The 469-nt window shown below is 56.5% G+C and carries 1 pseudogene; it reads right to left on the bottom strand.

From position 1 onward, the window contains the following. A pseudogene (locus tag EXE45_RS17880) lies at window positions 1-265 on the bottom strand (DNA polymerase I); the annotation flags it as partial. Window positions 266-469 lie beyond the last annotated feature (204 nt).

Raw genomic sequence — 469 nt, 5'->3', positions numbered from 1 at the left:
CGACGTGGTCGACATCGACAGCTAGAGCGGACTCGCCGTCACGACGAAATCCGGGCCGCCGGGATACGATCTCGGTCGCGACGACATCAGGATGGCGTTCGTATAGTGAATGAAGTTGTGTAAGATCGATGTCGGTGTCAGGGTCACGTGATGCGACGTAGAAACGGGGCGTGTAGTCGTCGTGTTCGGTCGCGGTCGCGCCGTCGTTGGTCGCCTCCCACTCGAGGACGCGACCATCGTCAAGGAAATCGATTGTGAACGGCATTTTCGTAAGTCACCCACCTTCCCGTCTTTACACCGGAGTCTCGCATAATCGCCGGCGTGTCTGTTCCGGATTTCAGGGAATGGAGATCGCCTAGACAGAAACAGCGGACTCTCGCGGATTCGCTCTGTTAACGCCACTTCCAGAATTGTTTCCGAGTTTGTTAGCTGAACCTCCGGTAGCGCGTTAACCAACAGAACGGCCGTT

The organism is Halorubrum sp. SP9 (assembly GCF_005435015.1).
GTDB classification, from domain to species: domain Archaea; phylum Halobacteriota; class Halobacteria; order Halobacteriales; family Haloferacaceae; genus Halorubrum; species Halorubrum sodomense.
Note: the sequence above shows the minus strand (reverse complement) of the source record. Positions and strands in the feature narration are given on the sequence as shown.